This is a genomic window from Clostridia bacterium (assembly GCA_017394805.1).
Classification (GTDB): Bacteria; Bacillota; Clostridia; order Christensenellales; family CAG-1252; genus RUG14300.
This window is the reverse complement of sequence record JAFPXC010000031.1, coordinates 18,844-36,983: the sequence shown is the minus strand read 5'-3', so window position 1 is coordinate 36,983 and position 18,140 is coordinate 18,844. Positions and strand designations below refer to the sequence as shown.

General features: G+C 57.1%; 13 protein-coding genes and 1 other RNA gene. 13 read left to right on the top strand and 1 reads right to left on the bottom strand.

All coding sequences use genetic code 11. From position 1 onward, the window contains the following. The first annotated feature begins 120 nt into the window (after nt 1–120). Nucleotides 121–795, top strand: a complete 675-nt coding sequence (locus tag II896_07635) for a sigma-70 family RNA polymerase sigma factor (GenBank protein ID MBQ4444505.1) — start codon at nt 121–123, stop codon at nt 793–795. Nucleotides 796–832: 37 nt separating this feature from the next. Here II896_07635 and rnpB read toward each other — a convergent pair. Beyond that, an RNA gene (gene rnpB, locus II896_07630) (RNase P RNA component class A) lies at nt 833–1,155 on the bottom strand. 95 nt (nt 1,156–1,250) lie between these two features. Here rnpB and II896_07625 point away from each other — a divergent pair. From II896_07625 to II896_07570, 12 genes are all read left to right on the top strand, one after another. After that, entirely contained in the window at nt 1,251–8,348 is a 7,098-nt protein-coding gene (locus tag II896_07625; GenBank protein MBQ4444504.1) for a hypothetical protein, read from the top strand. A 60-nt stretch (nt 8,349–8,408) separates the two neighbouring features. Next, nucleotides 8,409–9,698: a replication-associated recombination protein A gene (locus II896_07620; GenBank protein MBQ4444503.1), complete on the top strand. Its 1,290-nt coding sequence runs from the start codon at nt 8,409–8,411 to the stop codon at nt 9,696–9,698. Further along, nucleotides 9,695–10,108: a Holliday junction resolvase RuvX gene (gene ruvX / locus II896_07615; GenBank protein ID MBQ4444502.1), complete on the top strand. Its 414-nt coding sequence runs from the start codon at nt 9,695–9,697 to the stop codon at nt 10,106–10,108. Before II896_07620 ends, ruvX begins: the two co-directional genes overlap by 4 nt. A 15-nt stretch (nt 10,109–10,123) precedes the next feature. Further along, a complete protein-coding gene (locus tag II896_07610) occupies nt 10,124–10,489 on the top strand; it encodes a DUF1292 domain-containing protein (protein ID MBQ4444501.1) in 366 nt (121 codons plus the stop codon). Nucleotides 10,490–10,676: 187 nt separating this feature from the next. After that, the gene (gene rpsB / locus II896_07605) at nt 10,677–11,444 is read left to right on the top strand and encodes a 30S ribosomal protein S2 (GenBank protein MBQ4444500.1); all 768 of its coding nucleotides are present in this window, start codon (nt 10,677–10,679) and stop codon (nt 11,442–11,444) included. Between the two features lie 12 nt (nt 11,445–11,456). Beyond that, a complete protein-coding gene (gene tsf, locus II896_07600; protein ID MBQ4444499.1) occupies nt 11,457–12,116 on the top strand; it encodes a translation elongation factor Ts in 660 nt (219 codons plus the stop codon). Between the two features lie 56 nt (nt 12,117–12,172). Further along, nucleotides 12,173–12,874: a UMP kinase gene (locus II896_07595; GenBank protein ID MBQ4444498.1), complete on the top strand. Its 702-nt coding sequence runs from the start codon at nt 12,173–12,175 to the stop codon at nt 12,872–12,874. 182 nt (nt 12,875–13,056) lie between these two features. Beyond that, a complete protein-coding gene (locus II896_07590) occupies nt 13,057–14,133 on the top strand; it encodes a hypothetical protein (GenBank protein ID MBQ4444497.1) in 1,077 nt (358 codons plus the stop codon). Nucleotides 14,134–14,203: 70 nt separating this feature from the next. Further along, nucleotides 14,204–14,782, top strand: a complete 579-nt coding sequence (frr, locus tag II896_07585; protein MBQ4444496.1) for a ribosome recycling factor — start codon at nt 14,204–14,206, stop codon at nt 14,780–14,782. 68 nt (nt 14,783–14,850) lie between these two features. Continuing rightward, nucleotides 14,851–15,846, top strand: a complete 996-nt coding sequence (locus tag II896_07580; protein ID MBQ4444495.1) for a phosphatidate cytidylyltransferase — start codon at nt 14,851–14,853, stop codon at nt 15,844–15,846. Beyond that, on the top strand, nt 15,843–16,955 hold the full coding sequence (locus tag II896_07575; GenBank protein MBQ4444494.1) for a 1-deoxy-D-xylulose-5-phosphate reductoisomerase: 1,113 nt from the start codon (nt 15,843–15,845) through the stop codon (nt 16,953–16,955). The genes II896_07580 and II896_07575 overlap by 4 nt, the downstream gene beginning before the upstream one ends. Continuing rightward, nucleotides 16,949–18,094, top strand: a complete 1,146-nt coding sequence (locus II896_07570) for a site-2 protease family protein (GenBank protein ID MBQ4444493.1) — start codon at nt 16,949–16,951, stop codon at nt 18,092–18,094. Before II896_07575 ends, II896_07570 begins: the two co-directional genes overlap by 7 nt. Nucleotides 18,095–18,140: the final 46 nt, after the last annotated feature.

Below are 18,140 nucleotides of genomic sequence, written 5' to 3'. Positions count from 1 at the left end.
ACGACTATACGCGACGCTTTCCCCCGTGGGAGAGCGTTTTTTATGCGAAGCCGCACCCAAAAATTCAAACTAAAAAAAGCGGACTTGCAATTATCTTGTCGAAAACGAATAGAGTATAGCATGACGTTTTTTGCTTGCTATGCTCCGGACGACGTGGGCGGCGGTTTTGCCAAACCTCTGCCCAAAGAAAAAGAAAAAGCCTATTTTGAACAACTCGCCAAGGGGGACAAACACGCCTTGGACGTGTTGGTCAAACACAATATGCGCCTCGTGGTGCACGTCGTCAGACGCTATCAGGGGGTGGCGGACAACGAAGAAATCATCAGCATAGGCTCGATGGGGCTAATCAAGGCCATTCATTCTTTTCGCGTGGAGCGGGGCACGCAATTCTCAACCTACGCTGCCAAATGTATCGAAAACGAAATATTGATGTATATTCGATGGACCAAGCACGACAGGCAGAACGTGTCCCTGTACGCGCCCGTCGGCGTGGACAAAGACGGCAACGAGGTGACCTATATCGACACGTTGTACAACGAAGGCGAGGATATCGGCAAAGCCGCCGAGGAAGAGGAAGTCAAAGCCATCGTGTGCCGCGTGCTCGGCGCGTTGACCGAGCGCGAGCGGCGCATCATCGTCAGCCGCTACGGATTGTTCGACCAACCCGTCCTGTCCCAAAGGCAGATTGCCGAACGCGAAAACATATCGCGCTCGTACATATCTCGTATCGAGAAGAAGGCGCTGGGCAAAATGCGCGCTTATTGCGAAGAGCACGGATTGACGGATATTTTGTAGGCAAGCGCCGCCGGTTGAAAAAAAACGGCGCTAATGCGCCGTGAGTCTAACCTGTAAGCCGAGTTCTGTATTCGATAATCATCTTTCTACGCCTATTGTCGCCAATAGGCTCCAGCGTGTGTAGGGAGTGGCGGACAGCGTTAGCCTCCCAAAACTTGCACCGAGTGGGGTTTACATAGCCACCCGCGTTACCGAGGGTGCGGTGAGCTCTTACCTCGCCTTTCCATCCTTACCGACGTGGTCGGCGGTATATCTCTGTTGCACTTTCCTTGAAGTCGCCTTCACCGGTAGTTAGCCGGCACTCCGTCCTGTGGTGCTCGGACTTTCCTCATCTTGCGATGCGATTATCCGGTTAGCTCGATAGTATTGTAGCACGTTTCTGCGGCAAATGCAAGCGTCGGGCGCAAATCGTCGCCAAGCGGTTTATATCGAAGGTTTTGGGGCAAACTCTTCGTATGACCTATCCCCTTATCGCGCTGCTTATTTGTCTTCTCGTGCTCTTGTTCACCTATCGGCATCCGCCCCGTGCGGTCTCCTACGCCGACCTGCACGAGATGGGGTTGGCGTTTCGCACCTATACCAAGGGCTTCGTGCCACTCGACTATCGCCCGTTCGGCGTGTTCGGGCGAGCGGTGCGTGCGCTCAACCGCGACGTCAAAGCGCGGCGAGAACTCTATTCGTTCGAGAAGTGGCTGCGCGACAACGATTATATGATCGAACGCGCGCTGTCGTCCGTGCGCAATGCCGCGTTGCACCGTTTGCCGACCACGGCGGGAACGCCGCGCGTTCTCACCCTTTGTAGATATATCGTCGCGCATACGGACGCGCTGACGCGCGAGCGCATACAAGCGTCTTTGACCGATTTGGGGGCGGTGACGCCCGTCTTTTGGCAGGAAGCGGCGCATATCCCCGACGGGTTGCGGCTGGCCGTACTCGAGCGGTTGGCGGAATTGTCCCGCGCTTCGCTCGACCTAAGGCGTATGCGTGCTTTGGCGGCGGCGGGCGGACGCAATCGGGCGCAGTCGGACGCATATCTCTACTACGCCTACGTCGAAAACGGGTATAAACCGCCCGAGGGCGTGGACGTAGATGGCGTCAAACGCCGTTTTTGGCAATATCTCATACGCGAAGAGGGCAAAGCCAAGCAGTATTTGGCTATGCTGACGGCCATAGACGACGTATCCCAAGAATACCTGATGACCTTGTCGGAGACCGGCAACGCCTTGGCTTTGGACGAAAACGTCTCGCGCGAGACGCGTTTGGCGTGTTTAGCGCGGGTGAGTTATCTCGCCGAGCGGTACAACGTGCAGGAAGTGGCCGTGGCGCATATCTGCCGCCACGTCGCCGAGACGGTGGGCGTGGACGTTACGGCGGCGCTATTTGACCAAGGTGCTTTTCGCCGTTATATGCGGACGGGCGTTTCGCGCCTAACGCCCTTGTCCAAAGGGCGCGAAAGGGCGTATATCGCGTGCTGTGCGTTGGCGACCGCGCTCTTGGCGGGCTTGCCTTTGGCTGCGGGCACCGATTACGTCCCTATCGTGTCGTGCGTATTGGCATTCGGGGTGGCGTGGCCGTTTGCGCGGGGCATGGTCTGTTGGTTTTGGCGGCGCAATCCCGCTTGCGACTGCCGCATGGGGTACGCGGAAGTGCCCGACGAAGGCAAAACTGTCGTCGTGGTGTCGCGCTACGTCGGGGGAGAAGAGGACTTGGCCGAAGCCGTGCGTCGACTGCGCGCTTTGTCCCACAATTCACCCAAGCGCAATTTGCACTATTGCCTACTTATCGACTTCGCCAAGGCCGATGCGCCTTGGACGGAGAAAGACGAAACTCTGCTTGCCGCCGTCAAGGCCTACGCCCGCGAGGACGGCTTGTGCTACGCGGTGCGCAAGCGCGTGCCCGACGGGGACAGGTACGTCGCATGGGAACGAAAGCGCGGCGCCATTATGGACTATTTCGAAGCCTTGCAAACCGGGGACTCGTCCAAGTTCGTCTATAAGTCCTACACGCCCCAAGGGTGCAAGTTGGCGGTGCTGTTGGACGACGACAGCCGTTTGATGCCTCTGGGCGTATTGGATGCGGTCAACCGTATGCTGCACCCCGCCAATCGGCGCTACGATTTGATGACCTTCGACGCCCGCTACCGCGTGGCTTCGGTCGGCAGGCGTTACGGTTTGCGCTACGCCCGCTACCGCGAAGAGGGCGCGTATCCCGTAGACGGCGACTTCTACGCCGACGCGTTCGGGCGGGCGATTTATTCGGGCAAGGCCATCGTGCGCATCGACGCCTATCTCGCCAAGTTGCGGGACGCTTTTCCCGACGAGCGTATTCTCAGCCACGACGTCATCGAGGGGGCGATACTTTCGTCGGGGCGCTTGCGGCAGGTCGTCTGCGAGGACGTGCCCAATACCTTCCTCGCCGACCGCGCGCGCACCGCCAGATGGCAGCGCGGCGACTTGCTTTTGGCTCCCTATCTCGCGCCCGTCGTCAAGGGGCGGCGGGGCAAGCGGCTCAACGGCATCGCGCCCGTTTACAAAGCCGTGATCTGGGAGAATATCCTATCCGTGTTGCGCCCGTTTTTCGCTTTGTCGATGGTGTTTTTGGGCGCGCTTCGCGGCTCTTTGTATCTCGCTCTGTTGGGGGTAGGCTACTACCTCGCGCCCTTCTTGCCGTCCTTGCTCGGCGCCATCTATTCTTGGGAGAGCAAACGCCTGCGGTACGCGCTCGGCGAAGTGGGGTACGTCCTATTGCAAATCGTCGAGAACCTCGTTTTATTGCCCTTTTGGGCAATAGACGGATTTTTCACGTTTTGCACGACGGCGTTCGGTTCGATTGCCGGGCGCAATATGCTCGTGTGGAAACCCTTTTTTACCACGCAGAAAAAGAGCGGATTCGGTCGCTATCTCGTCGCCTTTTTGCCGAGTGCCGTGGGGGCGATTATGTTGGCGTTGCTTTCCTTTAACCTATGGTTTGTCGTTTATATGGCTTTTACGCTTACCGCGGTTTTGTGGGTGGCGGACGAGCGCGAACTACGCGTGCCGCAAGTGCCCGCCAAGTACTCGCGCGAAGTCGTCGACGTTATGCGCCGCACCTATCGCTATTTCGTTGACAACGCGCCGCACGGCCTGATAAAGGACAATTTGCAGGTGCGCCCCATCCCCGGCGGGCAGGATATGACCTCGCCCACGGATATGGGGTTCGCCGTCTTGGCCGAGGTGACGGCCATCGTCTCCCAACTTGCGCCGGACGGGTGGGAGCGGCTGAAAACCGTGCTTGCGCGCATAGGCGAATTGGAGCGATGGCAGGGGCATTTGTATAATTGGTACGGGGTAGACGGCCGCGTATTGGAGCGGGTGGTGTCCACGGTGGACAGCGCCAACTTTATGGCGTGCGTGCTGTGCGCCGAGCAACTTGCCATCGAAGAGGGACGGCGGGATATCGTCGAATTGTGCCGCCCCTTTCTCGGTGCTTCGTTTGCCGAATTTTTCGATTTCGACCGCAATATGTTGTCTATCGTTCGTCGCGTGGACGAGGGCAAAAACGAAGGTTATTACGATACGCTGGCGTCCGAGGCACGCCTTGCCTACTATCTGGCGGCGGCAGAGGGGTTGCCCGTCAAGGCCTATTACGGATTGAGTCGCGCGTGCGTGCGCTACGGCGGCAATACTCTCGTCAGTTGGGGCGGCACGGCGTTTGAATATTTGTTGCCGCGCGTGTTCGTGACGCCCCCCGTGGGCAGTCTTTTGCACCGCAGCGAACGCAATGCCGCGCGTATGCAAGCGCATTCGCCCGTGGATGGGGTGTACGGCATATCCGAGAGTTGCTACTACGCCTTCAACGACCAAATGCGCTATCGTTACCAAGCCAACGGCATCGAGGCCTTGGCTATGCATCCCGATTGCGGCGGTGAGGTCGTCAGTCCCTACGCTTCGGCGTTGACCGCCGCCTATTATCCGCAGGCTGCCTTCCAAAACCTGTTGCGACTCAAGGAGAGAGGCGCCTACGGGGCGTACGGCTTTTACGAGGCGGTGGAGGGCAATCGCGTCGTCGAGGCGTACATGGCGCACCATCAAGGCATGACTTTGGCCGCTTTGTGCAACGCCGTATGCGACAATGCGATATCGCGCTTGTTCATGCGCAACGCGCGTATGGAGTGCGCCCTGCTGCTTGCCAACGAGCGGGGCGAAGAGGGCAGACGACCTTTCCGCACGGTCAAGCGCACGCCCACCGCCGTCTTCGCGCCCAAGCGCTTCGTCTATCCCTACCCCGTCCGCGCGGCGCACGTTCTATCGTCGGGCGAAATGAAAGGCGTATATCTTTCGGACGGGCGGCAGGAATTGCATATCGGACGCGATTTGGTCGACGGACTTGCCATTGGCAAGAATTACGCGGCCGAACGCTTCGTGTTGGTGGAGAGAGTCTCGGACGGGCGCCTATTCAGCCCCTATCCCGAGGTGACGGACGTGGGCGCCGAGTACGCGTTCGAGGTGGAGGGCGGCGCGGTCGTCTATCGCAACCTGACCTACGCCACGTCCGAAACCGTGCGCCTTTCGCCCGACGGACAGACCGAAGTACGCGACCTGCGCATAGACAATCCCACCGATGTGCCCGAGGTCTATCGCGTTGCCGTCTATTTCCCGTTGACGTTGACGGACGAGGGGGGCGCGTTGTCGCACGCCGCCTACCGCAATATGTTCGTGCGCACCGCCATAGCGGAGGGCGTGTCGGCGTGGCGCGAGGAAGGGGGCGAATGCAAGTCCCGCGTGTTTGTCGACGTGCAGGGGCTTGACGCCGTGCGGTACGAAACCAATCGGCGCAACTTTCCCCATCGCAACTTTTTGCCGCGCGAGGCGTTCGACTGCTTTGACGGCGAGTATCCGCACGAGGGCGCGGTGCTCTATCCCTGTTTTGCCGCTACGGGGCGGGTGGTCGTGCCGCCCAATGGCTCGGCGCGCGTCTATTTGTGTTGCGGCAAGGCGACGGGTAGTGCGGCCGAATGCGCGGCCGCGCACAAGACGATATACCTGACGCACGCTACCGATTATTACGGACTTTCCGAGTGTTTGTCCTCGGCGGCGCGGGTGTTCGACAAATACGCGGACGACCAAGTGGCGCCCGCGCTCGCTTCGGTCTTGTTGGACAACGAGGAGCGGGTGGCGGCGCAGTTGGGCGGCGCGGACGGCGTGCGGGTGTTGCCTTACACGACGAATTTTCGTGAGAATTTGACCAATGCGCTCGTCGTCAGGCTGTGCGAGGGGGTGGCCGACGTGCGTATGTTCCGCCCGTCCGAGGATAGGCAGGGCGCGTTGGTCGCCCAAGTCGCCGCGAGGCTCGTTGACGTAGGGGCGGCGTTTACGCCGCGCGGCGCACGCTGGGCAAGGCGGCGGTTTTCCCCTTCGGCGCGACCTGCGATGCCCACCCCCGTTTGGGTGACGGGCGAGGGTACTTTCGTCGCGGGCGGCGCGTATGCGGTGCGCCCCGTGGACCGCGCAACGCGTATGCCCTACGCAAACGTGGTGTCAAACGGCGCTATCGGGTTCGTGCTCACCGAGAACGGGGGCGGCTATTTTTTCGGGCGCAACAGCCGCCAAAACAAGTTGACCTATTGGCGCAACGATCCTATGAACGACTTGCCTACGCATATTTTGGGCGCGACGGACGGAGCGGCGCATTATCGATTGAACGACGCGCGCTATTCTCTGTGCACGCACGGCAAGGATTTTACGCGTTTTTGCACGATTATCGGCGACAATCGGGTTGAAGCCACCTATCGCATCGCGGGCAACAAGATACGCGTCGACGTAGAGCAGACGGGCGAGTTGTGGCTCTATCTCGACTTCGTGCCTTTGCTCGATTGGCGACCCAACGAGAATTGCTATCTCAAAAAGAGGACCGAGCACGCCGCCGTCGTGGAAAACGCCCGCACCCGTCAGACGATGACGTTCGCGGTGAGTCAAGGCGAAATATATACGAGCGTAAAGGACTTGTACGCCCTCGTCCACGGGGAAGCGCCCGTCGAGGACGCGTTCGACTTGGTGGGCGGCGCGGCCCAACGCAAACGCGTGACCTTTTATCTCGCGGAAGGACAGCCCAAAGGCAACGCCGTCTACGAATTGACCGTTCCCTACGGAGTGGTGGGCGCAAGGCCTCTCGACTATCTCTTAGAGGGGGCGTGGCGCCAACTCGTGCACAGTCGTCTACATGCCAAGACCGCCTACTATCAATGCGGGGGCGCGTGGGGCTTCCGCGACCAACTGCAGGATATCGCGGCCTATATGCCGTACGACGAGGGCGCGGCGCGACGGCTTTTATTGCACTTCGCCGCGCATCAATACGCCGAAGGGGACGTGATGCATTGGTGGCACGAACCCAATACGGGGGTGCGCACCCAAATCACGGACGACAGGCTGTTCCTCGTATGGGCGGCGTGCCGCTATCTCGATATGACCGAAGACCGCGCGTTCCTCGACGAACGAGTACCGTTTTTGCTGTCCGAACCGCTCGGCAAAGGCGTGCCTTCGCGCTACGAAACGCCCACCGTCAGCCGCGAAAAATATACGATGCGCGAGCACTTGCGCCGCGCCGCGACGAGCGTACTGCGCTTCGGCAAGCACGATTTACTGCTGGTGTACGGGGGCGATTGGAACGACGGCGTCAACGCCATCGGGCTATTGGGCGAGGGCGAAAGCGTATGGCTGAGTATGTTCGCCTATCGGGTGATCGAGCGAGCGAAAAGTCTGTTCGAGGGGGAGAGCGAACTGTTCGACAAGCGACTCGCGCGGCTTCGCCACGGCGTCAGAAAGGCGTTCGTCAAGGACAGATTTTTTGCCTACACGACGGACGACGGGCGCACCGTAGGCGGTGGCGACGGGGATTGCGCATTGTACCTTATGACGCAGGCTTTCGGCGCGTTGTCGGGTGCGGTGGAGCCGGATATGGCGCGGCTCGCATTGCAGACGGCCAAGCGGTTGGTGGACTACGAAAACGGGTTGATACGCCTGTTTGCGCCCCCTTTCGCACCCCAAGACAAGGTGGGTTATATCGCGGATTATCCCAAAGGGATACGCGAAAACGGCGGGCAGTACACGCACGCGGCGCTGTGGTATTGTTTGGCCTTGGTCGAGGTGGGCGAAGTGGAGTACGCCTACGAACTGTTGCGGTTGCTCAACCCCATAGAAAAGTGCGCGGGCAAACGCGCGGCCGTTGCGTACGGCGTAGAGCCATACGTATTGGCGGCGGACGTATATACGGCCGATGGATATACGGGCGCGGGCGGCTGGACTTGGTACACGGGCTCGGCCGCGTGGGCGATTATGCTGATAGTAGAGTGGTTCTACGGCGTGCGGGTATGCCGCAACACGCTTACGGTGCACCCCAGACTGCCCAAAGCGCTCGGCGATACCGAATTGCGCTATCTATGGCGGGGGCAGACCTTTCATATCTATTTTCGCTTCGGCGAAGAAGAATCTTTGACGGTAGACGGCGAAGAGAAGCGCTGTTTGTTGCCCGAGGACGCCACGAAACACGTCGTTTGCACGACGAAACGGTGCAATTAGGAGAAATCGCGCAAAATCATTGCCAAAATCGGGGGTTTGTGCTATGATAATATTTGCACTATGGATTTGTTCGATTGTATGCAAAACAATGCGCCGCGCCCCTTGTCCGTGCGGCTCCGTCCGTCCTCTTTGGACGACTTCGTAGGTCAACGCCACCTGGTAGGCGAGGGCACGCTTTTGCGTCGCGCCATTCAGGCGGACAGGTTGGGTAGTTGCATTTTTTACGGCCCCCCGGGGACGGGCAAGACCACGTTGGCCAATATCATCGCTCGATCCACCAACGCCCATTACGAGCAGCTCAACGCCGTGTCTTCGGGCGTCGCGGACGCCAAGCGCGTCATCGACGAGGCCAAAGACAGGTTGCGTATGTACGGCAAGCGCACCTATTTGGTATTGGACGAATGCCACCGCTGGAACAAGGCGCAGTCCGACTGCGTGTTGGGCGCCATCGAGGCGGGCGACATCATTTTCATCGGTTCCACGACCGAGAATCCCTACGTTTCCATGACCAAGGCCATCGTGTCGCGTTGCCGCATTTTCGAGTTTAAACCCCTCTCCAACGAGGACGTCATTCTGGCCATGCGCCGCGCGTTGACCGCCAAAGAGGGGCTTGCGGACTATCGTCCCAAAGTGTCCGACGAGGTTTTGCGTCATTTCGCTTGGGCGGCGGCGGGCGATTTGCGCACCGCGCTCAACGCGTTGGAGTTGGCCGTTCTCACCACGCCCCTCAATGCGGACGGGGAGACAGAGGTCACCATCGAGATTGCCGAGCAATCCATTCAAAAGCCCGCGCTTTCGGTGGACGAAAGTATGTACTACGACTTCATTTCGGCGTTCATCAAGAGTATGCGCGGCTCGGATGCGGACGCCGCACTGTATTGGGCCGAGCGATTGATCGAGGCGGGGTGCGACCCCATGCTCATTTGTCGCCGCGTGGTCATTCACGCCGCCGAGGACGTGGGCATGGCCAATCCGCAGGCGTTGGTCGTGGCCGTGTCGGCGATGCACGCTTTCCAAAATATCGGTCTGCCCGAAGGGCGCATTCCGTTGGCCGAGGCCATCATCTACGTCAGCGAGTCTTCCAAGAGCAATTCGGTGGTGGAGGCGTTGGCGGCGGCGACCGATGCGGCCGTCAAAACGCGGGACGACAACGTGCCCATGTACTTGCGCGACCCCAATTACAAGTCCGAACGCGTCGAGGGATACAAGTATCCCCATTCGTTCGGCGGCTGGGTGGAGCAGCAGTATTTGCCCGACAGTCTCAAAGACGCCGAGTTTTACGTGCCCTCGCAAAACGGAGAGGAAAAGACGCTTATACGAGCGAAGAAAATCAAGAGGAACAAAGGATGAGAATATTGGCATTGGACATAGGCGACGTGCGTATCGGTTTGGCCGTCTCCGACCCTTTGGGCATCACCGCCAACCCGTTGGAAACCTACGTGCGCAAGAAGAACGACGAAGAGGCCGATTGCGCCTATATCGCTGCTTTGGCCAAGGAGCGCGGGGTGGATAAATTCGTCCTCGGGTTACCCATCAATATGGACGGCACGGAGGGCGTGCGCGTGGAGAAAACGCGGGCGTTCGCCGCGTGTTTGGCGAAGCATAGCGACCTGCCCATCGACTATCAGGACGAGCGGCTGACCACGGTGACCGCCGAGCGCGTTTTGATCGAGCAGGGCGTGCGGCGCGAGAAGCGCAAAGACGTCATTGACAAAGTAGCGGCAACCATCATTTTGCGTTGCTATTTAGACAGACATTAGGAGGAATCAACGATTATGAAAAACGAAGAAAGTGATATCATGCAAACGGAAGACGGCGTCGAAACCATCGAGTTGACGGACGAATCGGGCAAAAAACACACGTTCGAGATCGTGTTGCACGTCCCCTACGAGGACAAGCACTACGTCATCATGCATCCTTTGGATAAGTACCCCGGATTGGACGAGGACTCCTGCGCCATCTTCGAGATGATCGACGACGGACAGTCGGACACCGTTACCATTATCCCCGAAGAGGACGACGATATTTTGGACACGGTCTACGCCATCTACGTGGAGTGGGCCACCAACGTGGAGCGCGAAGGGTGCAACGGCGTGTGCGAGGGTTGCCCCGGTTGCGGTTCAGGCGACGACGAGGACTGACGCGGGAAGGTGTTTAGATAAAATATATTATATTTTGTTGCGAAAAAGTTGTTTCAAACGGTTGCCTAATGGGGCAATCTATGATATTATTACCCAAGATTAGCACCTTGGGCTTAGGTTTCGACTGTTGCCAATTTCGGTTTTAGAAGCCATACCCGAGGGAAGAAAAAAACAGGAGGATAAAAAAATGGCAGTAGTTATCATGCAAAATTTGTTGGAAGCCGGCGTACACTTCGGTCACCAGACCCGCACTTGGAACCCCAAGATGAATCAGTACATTTACACGGCTCGTAACGGTATCCACATCATCAATCTCGAGAAGACCGTGGACCAAATCGAAAAGGCTTATGCTTTCGTGCGCGACACGTTGGCCGCCGACAACGGCAAGAAAGTCTTGTTCGTCGGCACCAAGAAGCAGGCGCAGGACGCCATCCGCGAGGAAGCAGAGCGTTGCGGTATGTTCTACATCAACGAGCGTTGGTTGGGCGGTACCTTGACCAACTGGAAAACCATCAAAACCCGTATCGATCGCTTGAAAGAGATCACCAATATGGAGCTTTCGGGTGAGTTGAGCCTTCGTTCCAAGAAAGAGGCCAGCGATTTGCTGAAAGAGCGCGACGACCTCGAGAAGAACTTGGGCGGCATCAAGAACATGGGCGGTCTGCCCGACATCATCTTCATCGTTGACGTCGAGAAAGAGCACATCGCCGTGTCCGAAGCCAAGAAACTCGGCATCAAGATCGTGGCCTTGGTCGACACCAAGTGCGATCCCGATCCCATCGACTACGTTATCCCCGGCAACGACGACGCCGTGCGTGCCGTCAAGTTGGTGACTTCCATTATCGCCAACGCCGTCATCGAAGGCAAAGAGGGCGTGTCGTTCGACGCGGCCGCGGCCACTGAGCAAGCAACCGAGAGTGACGTCGACGCCGACGCCGACGCAGACGCAGAATAATAGGAGGAAGATATGAGTTTCACCGCTAATGACGTAAAAGAATTGAGAGAGAAGACCGGCGTAGGCATGATGGATTGCAAAAAGGCCCTGACCGAAGCCGACGGCGATATGGAAAAAGCCATCGAGATCTTGCGCGAGAAAGGCATGGCCACCGCCAAGAAGAAAGAGAGCCGCGTAGCCAGCGAAGGCGTGGTTGACAGCTACATTCACATGGGCGGCAAGATCGGCGTGTTGGTCGAAGTCAACTGCGAGACCGACTTCGTTGCGCGTGCCGACAACTTCAAAGCGTTCGTGCACGACATCGCGTTGCAAATCGCCGCCGCCAACCCCATCTACGTTTCCGAGGCCGAAGTGCCCCAAGAAGTGTTGGAACATGAGAAGCAAATTCTCCGTGTGCAAGCCCTCAACGAAGGCAAGCCCGAGAAGATTATCGACAGAATGGTGGAAGGTCGCATCAAGAAGTATTACGAGGACTTCTGCTTGCTCGACCAAAAGTTCGTCAAAGACGCCGACAAGACCATCCAACAATACCTCAACGAGACCATCGCCTCCATCGGCGAGAAGATCACCATCCGCCGCTTCGTGCGCTTCGTGATGGGCGAAGGTTTGGAAAAGAAAGCCGACACCTTTGCGGACGAGATCCAAAAGGCTGTTGACTCCGTCAACAAGTAATCGTTTTCAAGGGAAGAAAGAGGGCTTGTCCCTCTTTTTTTCAAAGGAAGTGCGCTATGGAATTGAAGTATAAACGCATCTTGATCAAAGTGAGCGGCGAGGCGTTGAGTTCGGCCGAAAATATCTTCGACCAGGACATTATCGCCAAGACGGTAGAAGAACTCAAAGCCATATACGGTATGGGCGTCGAACTCGGCGTCGTGATGGGCGGCGGCAATATTTGGCGCGGCCGCGAAGGGCGCGAGATGGACAGACCGACCGCCGATTATATGGGCATGTTGGCTACCGCCGTCAACGGGCTTTGCCTCGAGGACGCTTTGCTCAGAGCGGGCGTCAAGTGCAAGTTGATGACCGCTTTCCGCATCGACAAGGTAGGCGAGTTGTACGACCAACGCAAAGCGGTCGAATACCTCGAGGAGGGCAACGTGCTGTTGTTCGCCTGCGGTACGGGCAACCCCTTCTTCTCCACCGATTCGGGCGCGGCTTTGCGTGCCGCCGAGATCGGGGTGGACGCGATGCTGCTCGCCAAGAATATCGACGGCATTTATGACAGCGACCCCCGCAAAAACCCCAACGCCAAGAAGTTGGACGAGATAACCTATCGCGATTACCTCGCGCAAAACCTCCAGGTGATGGACGCCGCGGCCGTGGCCATTTGTCAGGACGTCGGTATGCCCGTGGTGCTCTTCGGATTGTCCGAAAAAGACAGTATCAAGCGCGCCGTCACGGGGGAGAAAATCGGCACCTTACTGCATTGATTATCTATACTGTGTATAGATAGTTTCGATTTCGATACGTTGAATAGGGGAACCGCCCATGCGCGTTCCCCTTTTCTTTTGCGCCCGTGAACGCGCCTTTTGTAAAAATCTATTAAGATTTTGAAAAAATATGGAAAATATCGGTTGATTTTGGTATAATGAGGTGTCAAAAGGAGTCGCGTATGAAAGCCAAAAGAGTTTTGTTGGTCGTACTGATGTGCATTCTGTCCTTGCTGGGCAGGTTGATTTTGGCTACGGCTATGGCGGCTTTTGCCATGTACACCATGTCGGCCATCTATACGGACGGCAGCACGGCGCCCGAGCCCCAAAACGGATTGTCCCTCGTCAATTGGATGCAAGCGATAGAGGACGATACCCTCGTGACGAATATAGCGATGGGCGGCTCGCACGACGCGGGCTGTATGGATATGATGTGGGCGTATCAAACGCAAAACACGTCGATTGCAGAGCAGTTGGCTTGCGGCACGCGCTATTTCGACCTGAGAGTGGCGGACGACGAGGGCACTTTGCGCATTTTCCACGCGGATATGTTGGGCGTGGATTTCTTGCCGATTTTGAGCGATATACGCGTTTTTTTGACCAATAACCCCAGCGAGTTCGTGGTGCTGGACTTCCAACATTTCTTCAACGAAGACGTAGTAGACGCCCAAAAGTCGACTTTCAACGTCGTCGAGAGCGCGTTGTCCGACTTGGCCGTGCACAACGATACCGATATGGACGATTTGACTTTTGTCAAATCGTTGCGCCTCGCCGACTGTCGCGGCAAGTGCCTCGTGTTTTGGGGAAGGCGCGGTCAATACGAGCAGACGGATTGGGTGTTCCTGCGCGACGACGACGCGGGCCGCCGCCCCGACGCCGCGTTGCATTCCTACTACGTTACCGAATACAATACCCAATCGTCCGCGAAGTATATTGCCGATTGTCTGCCCGTGTATTGGCGGCAATACGAGGAGAGCAACGGCGGGTTGTTCGTGTTGCAGGGGCAGTTGACCGATAGACTGTACGTGTTCGGCCCTGCCTATCGCGAGGTGTCGCACGCCGACAATATGAACGACTATTTGCTCACGTTGCCCGCCGAGAAAGCCAAAGCCGTCAATATCGTCATGCGCGATTACGTTACGCCGCGCAAAAATATCATCACCCTTACTATGAATCTCGCCAAGGGCGTCGTCAAGGCCGAATATCGTGATATTTTCGCCGAATGGCGGTCTTCGGTCGATTATGTCAACGTTTTGTAAAATATTCTTGTCAAATTCGAAGTTTAATGCTATAATCAAATGTAGAATATAACAAAAAGGAGTTTGCTTTATGGAAAACTACGATATATTGGAAGTGTTGGAATTGTTCGACAAATTCGAGACAGACCTCAATAAGGCCGTGGAGTCCTATCAATATCAACTGCAACAAGTGCGTTGCGGCAGAGCCAATCCGCACCTGTTGGACAAAGTGCGCGTGTCCGCCTACGGCAGCGACGTGCCCCTCAATCAGGTGGGCAATATCAACGTGCCCGAGGCGCGTATGATCGTCATTTCCGTGTGGGATAATTCTTTGCTCAAAAACGTGGAGAAAGCCATTTTGGATTCGGGCATCGGCATCACGCCCTCCAACGACGGCAGAGTCATTCGCTTGGTGTTCCCCGAGTTGACCTTGGAGAGAAGACAGCAGTTGGTCAAAGAGATCAAGCAGGGTGCCGAAAACACCAAAGTCATGTTGCGCAACGCGCGCCGCGACGCCAACGAGTTGACCAAAAAACTCAAAAAGGACAACGTCATCACCGAGGATGACGTCAAGAATATCGAGAAGGACGTCGACAAGATGTTGCAGAACTACATCGCCAAAGTAGACGCGATGTTCAAAGAAAAGGAGACCGAGATCACCAGCGTGTAATTCGGCTCCGAACGAATAGCATTCGATAGTGGTACGCTTGCGGGCGTACCATTTGGTTAGTATAGGGTATGAACGAAAACGAAAAAGAAGTGACGAATATCGGCGAAGAACGAGAGACGGAAGAGAGAGCGGCGGATACGGTCGCCTCGGTCCCCGCGCCCGCTACGAGCGAACCGAAACCGAAGAAAGGTATGTCCTCGGGGCTCAAACGCCTGCTGACGGGCCTGTGCCTTTTGGGCGTAATGCTCACGTTTTTGCTGTATTTCCGCACGCTGAGCGTGCATTCTTTCGATCTCATCGGTATGTTCTTCATCGTGATGGGCGGATTGGAGATGTACAAGGCTCTTCGCTCGGGCGGGCACAACGTGATGCTCGCGCCCCTTATCGTCTTTTTCGTGGCGGTCTATCCCCTGTTTTGGTTCTTCTATACCGAAGGTATCATGATAGCCACCGCCGTAGCCGCGTGCGTGGCGTTGGGCATATTCACCTTCAAGCACACGCATTCGCTCACCGATTTGGGACTGACCGTCCTCAATATCGTATATCCTTGCGTTTTCGTGGCCATGATCATGGCCGTCAACCTGCGCGCGGGCAACTTGCTGGCCATTTTGTTGATGCTGGCGGTGCCTTTGGCTTCGGACGCCGCCGCCTACTTCGTAGGCAGTAAGTTCGGCAAGCGCAAATTGTGCCCCACCATCAGCCCCAAGAAGTCGGTCGAAGGTCTCTACGGCGGTGTGGCGGGCGCCTTGATTGCGGGCGCGGCCGTTATGCTTTTGTTCGACGTGTTTCACGTCTTCGACGGTTTCAACAATATTGGGCTCACGGCGCTTAGCGACAAGTTGTGGGTGAGCATATTGCTGTATGCGCTTCTCAGCGTTTTGGTGATGATCGCCGGTATGGCGGGCGACCTCGCGGCCAGTTGGATCAAGAGGCAGGTCGGCATCAAGGACTATGGCAAGATTTTCCCCGGGCACGGCGGTGTGATGGACCGTATGGACAGCGTGATTTTCGCTATGCCCATCGTCTATTTGTTCTTCACCGTCTACAATCTTATCGTCGCATGAAAAAAGTAGCCGTATTGGGTAGCACCGGCTCGGTGGGGCGGCAGACCCTCGAGGTGATACGCGCACACGCGGACGAATTGTCGGCGTGCGCCCTGTCTTGTCATACGAACACGCGCCTTATGCAAGAGCAAGCGCGGCAATTCGGGGTTAAAACCCTCGTTTTTACGCAAAATATAGAGTGCGAAGGCACCGTCTATTCGGGCGAGGACGCCTTGGTGCGCTACGCCGCCGAAGGCGATTACGATATATTGGTGGTCGCCGTGGGCGGTTTGAGCGGGCTCAAGCCTACGCTCGCGGCCCTGCACCGCGACAAAATCGTGTGTTTGGCCAACAAGGAGAGTTTGGTGTGCGGCGGGCGTTTCGTCATGGACGCCGTCATTTCGTCCAATGGCGTTTTGCTGCCCGTGGACAGCGAGCACAGCGCGGTATGGCAGAGCCTCGAGGGCAATCGCTACCGCGATATCAAGCGCATCATTCTCACGGCTTCGGGCGGCGCGTTGCGGGATTATCCTTTGGATAAATTGCCCCTCGCCACGCCCCGCGAGGTGCTGGCGCACCCCAATTGGGCCATGGGCGACAAGATAACGGTGGATTGCGCCACCATGGTCAACAAGGCCTTCGAGGTGGTGGAGGCGCATTATCTGTTCGACGTGCCGTACGAGGATATCGACGTATTGGTGCACCGCGAGAGCGTCGTGCACAGCATGGTGGAGTTGCGGGACAATTCGGTCAAAGCGCAGTTGGGCGTGCCCGATATGCGGTTGCCCATTCAATACGCCTTGCTGTATCCCGCGCGTCGCCCGTCTTTGGTGAGCGCGTTGGATCTGGTCGGGCGTTCGCTTACCTTCGAGGGGTTGGACGAGGCGCGTTATCCCGCTTTCCGTTGCGTAGTGGACGCCTCAGCGCAATCTACCGCCAAAGCGGTGGCGGCGGTGGCCGCGGACGAAGCGGCGGTCAAAGCCTTCCTCGACGGGCATATCCCCTTGGGCGGCATACATACAATATTACAACGTGCTGTCGACGCGTTCGACGGCAACGTGCGCGACCTTGCGGACGTGTGGCGTATCTACGCCGAAGCGGCGCAAACGGCGAAGGAAGGATTATGTTAGCATTATTGATGGCGGACGCCAAGTCCGTCTTTACGACAATCGGATATATTATCGTGGCGCTGTTGACCTTGATGGTGATGATCGTCGTGCACGAGTTCGGGCATTATTCCGTGGGAAAATTGCTCAAATTCAAGATAAACGAGTTCTCCATCGGGTTCGGGCCGCCCCTTATCAAGCACAAAAAGAAAAACGGCGAAATCTTTTCCATCCGTTTGATTCCGTTGGGCGGTTTTTGCGCCTTCGAGGGAGAGGACAAGGACAGCACGGTAGAGGGCGCGTTCAATGCGCAGAAACCGTGGAAGCGCATTTTGGTATTGCTGGCGGGCGTCACGTTCAACTTTATCTCCGCCTTTTTGATCTTGACCGTGGCCTTTTGTATCTACGGATATACCTTGCCCGCCGTGGCCAAGTTCAACGCGCCCGTCGAGGAGGGCGTGAAGTTCACCCTCGAAGAGGGGGATATCATCTACCAAATCAACGGCAAAAACGTGTATACTTTGGTGGATTCCAACGTGGCGGGCATTGTCAAAGACCTCGACGACGGTCCCGTGGAAATGACCGTATTGCGCAATGTCAAGCCCCAATTCGTGGGCAAAGGCGTCGTGTTCAGCAAAGGGGAAAAGGTCAAAGTGACGGGCTACCTCGGCCAATACTATTCCACGGACGCGGACGGCAACGTGACGACCTATCGCGGCATAGGCATCATGACCTCGTACGTCAGTTATCGCGCGGGATTTTGGCAGTCTTTTGCCTACGGCGTGGTGTTCTGCGTGCAGGTGGTCGTGTTCCTCTTCCAGACCATAGGCGGTATGTTCACGGGTTTGGTCGCCGTCAAGGGCAATTTGGGCGGCCCCATCACCACCGTTGGCATCATCGCCAGCAGCGTGGCGACGGGCGGCTTCCGCAGTATCTTGGTGCTTTTGGGTATGATGAGCGCCAATATCGCCATTATGAACGTATTGCCGCTGCCCGCGTTGGACGGCTCGCGCGTGGTGTTCACCGTCATCGAATGGATACGCGGCAAGCCCATACCGCGCAAGGTAGAGGCGATCATTCACTTTGTCGGCCTTATCCTGTTGTTCGGCGCGACCATATTGTTTGACATACTCAATTTGGGCATGATAGCCAAATTGTTTTGACGCGTAGGCATCGTGGAAAGCGATAGATAAATGCGAATTTGATAAT

Bases quoted from the DNA above. Each gene is read 5' to 3' on its own strand.
- II896_07635 (MBQ4444505.1), top strand. From the start codon at position 121: ATGACGTTTTTTGCTTGCTATGCTCCGGACGACGTGGGCGGCGGTTTT.
- II896_07625 (MBQ4444504.1), top strand. From the start codon at position 1,251: ATGACCTATCCCCTTATCGCGCTGCTTATTTGTCTTCTCGTGCTCTTG.
- II896_07620 (MBQ4444503.1), top strand. From the start codon at position 8,409: ATGGATTTGTTCGATTGTATGCAAAACAATGCGCCGCGCCCCTTGTCC.
- ruvX (MBQ4444502.1), top strand. From the start codon at position 9,695: ATGAGAATATTGGCATTGGACATAGGCGACGTGCGTATCGGTTTGGCC.
- II896_07610 (MBQ4444501.1), top strand. From the start codon at position 10,124: ATGAAAAACGAAGAAAGTGATATCATGCAAACGGAAGACGGCGTCGAA.
- rpsB (MBQ4444500.1), top strand. From the start codon at position 10,677: ATGGCAGTAGTTATCATGCAAAATTTGTTGGAAGCCGGCGTACACTTC.
- tsf (MBQ4444499.1), top strand. From the start codon at position 11,457: ATGAGTTTCACCGCTAATGACGTAAAAGAATTGAGAGAGAAGACCGGC.
- II896_07595 (MBQ4444498.1), top strand. From the start codon at position 12,173: ATGGAATTGAAGTATAAACGCATCTTGATCAAAGTGAGCGGCGAGGCG.
- II896_07590 (MBQ4444497.1), top strand. From the start codon at position 13,057: ATGAAAGCCAAAAGAGTTTTGTTGGTCGTACTGATGTGCATTCTGTCC.
- frr (MBQ4444496.1), top strand. From the start codon at position 14,204: ATGGAAAACTACGATATATTGGAAGTGTTGGAATTGTTCGACAAATTC.
- II896_07580 (MBQ4444495.1), top strand. From the start codon at position 14,851: ATGAACGAAAACGAAAAAGAAGTGACGAATATCGGCGAAGAACGAGAG.
- II896_07575 (MBQ4444494.1), top strand. From the start codon at position 15,843: ATGAAAAAAGTAGCCGTATTGGGTAGCACCGGCTCGGTGGGGCGGCAG.
- II896_07570 (MBQ4444493.1), top strand. From the start codon at position 16,949: ATGTTAGCATTATTGATGGCGGACGCCAAGTCCGTCTTTACGACAATC.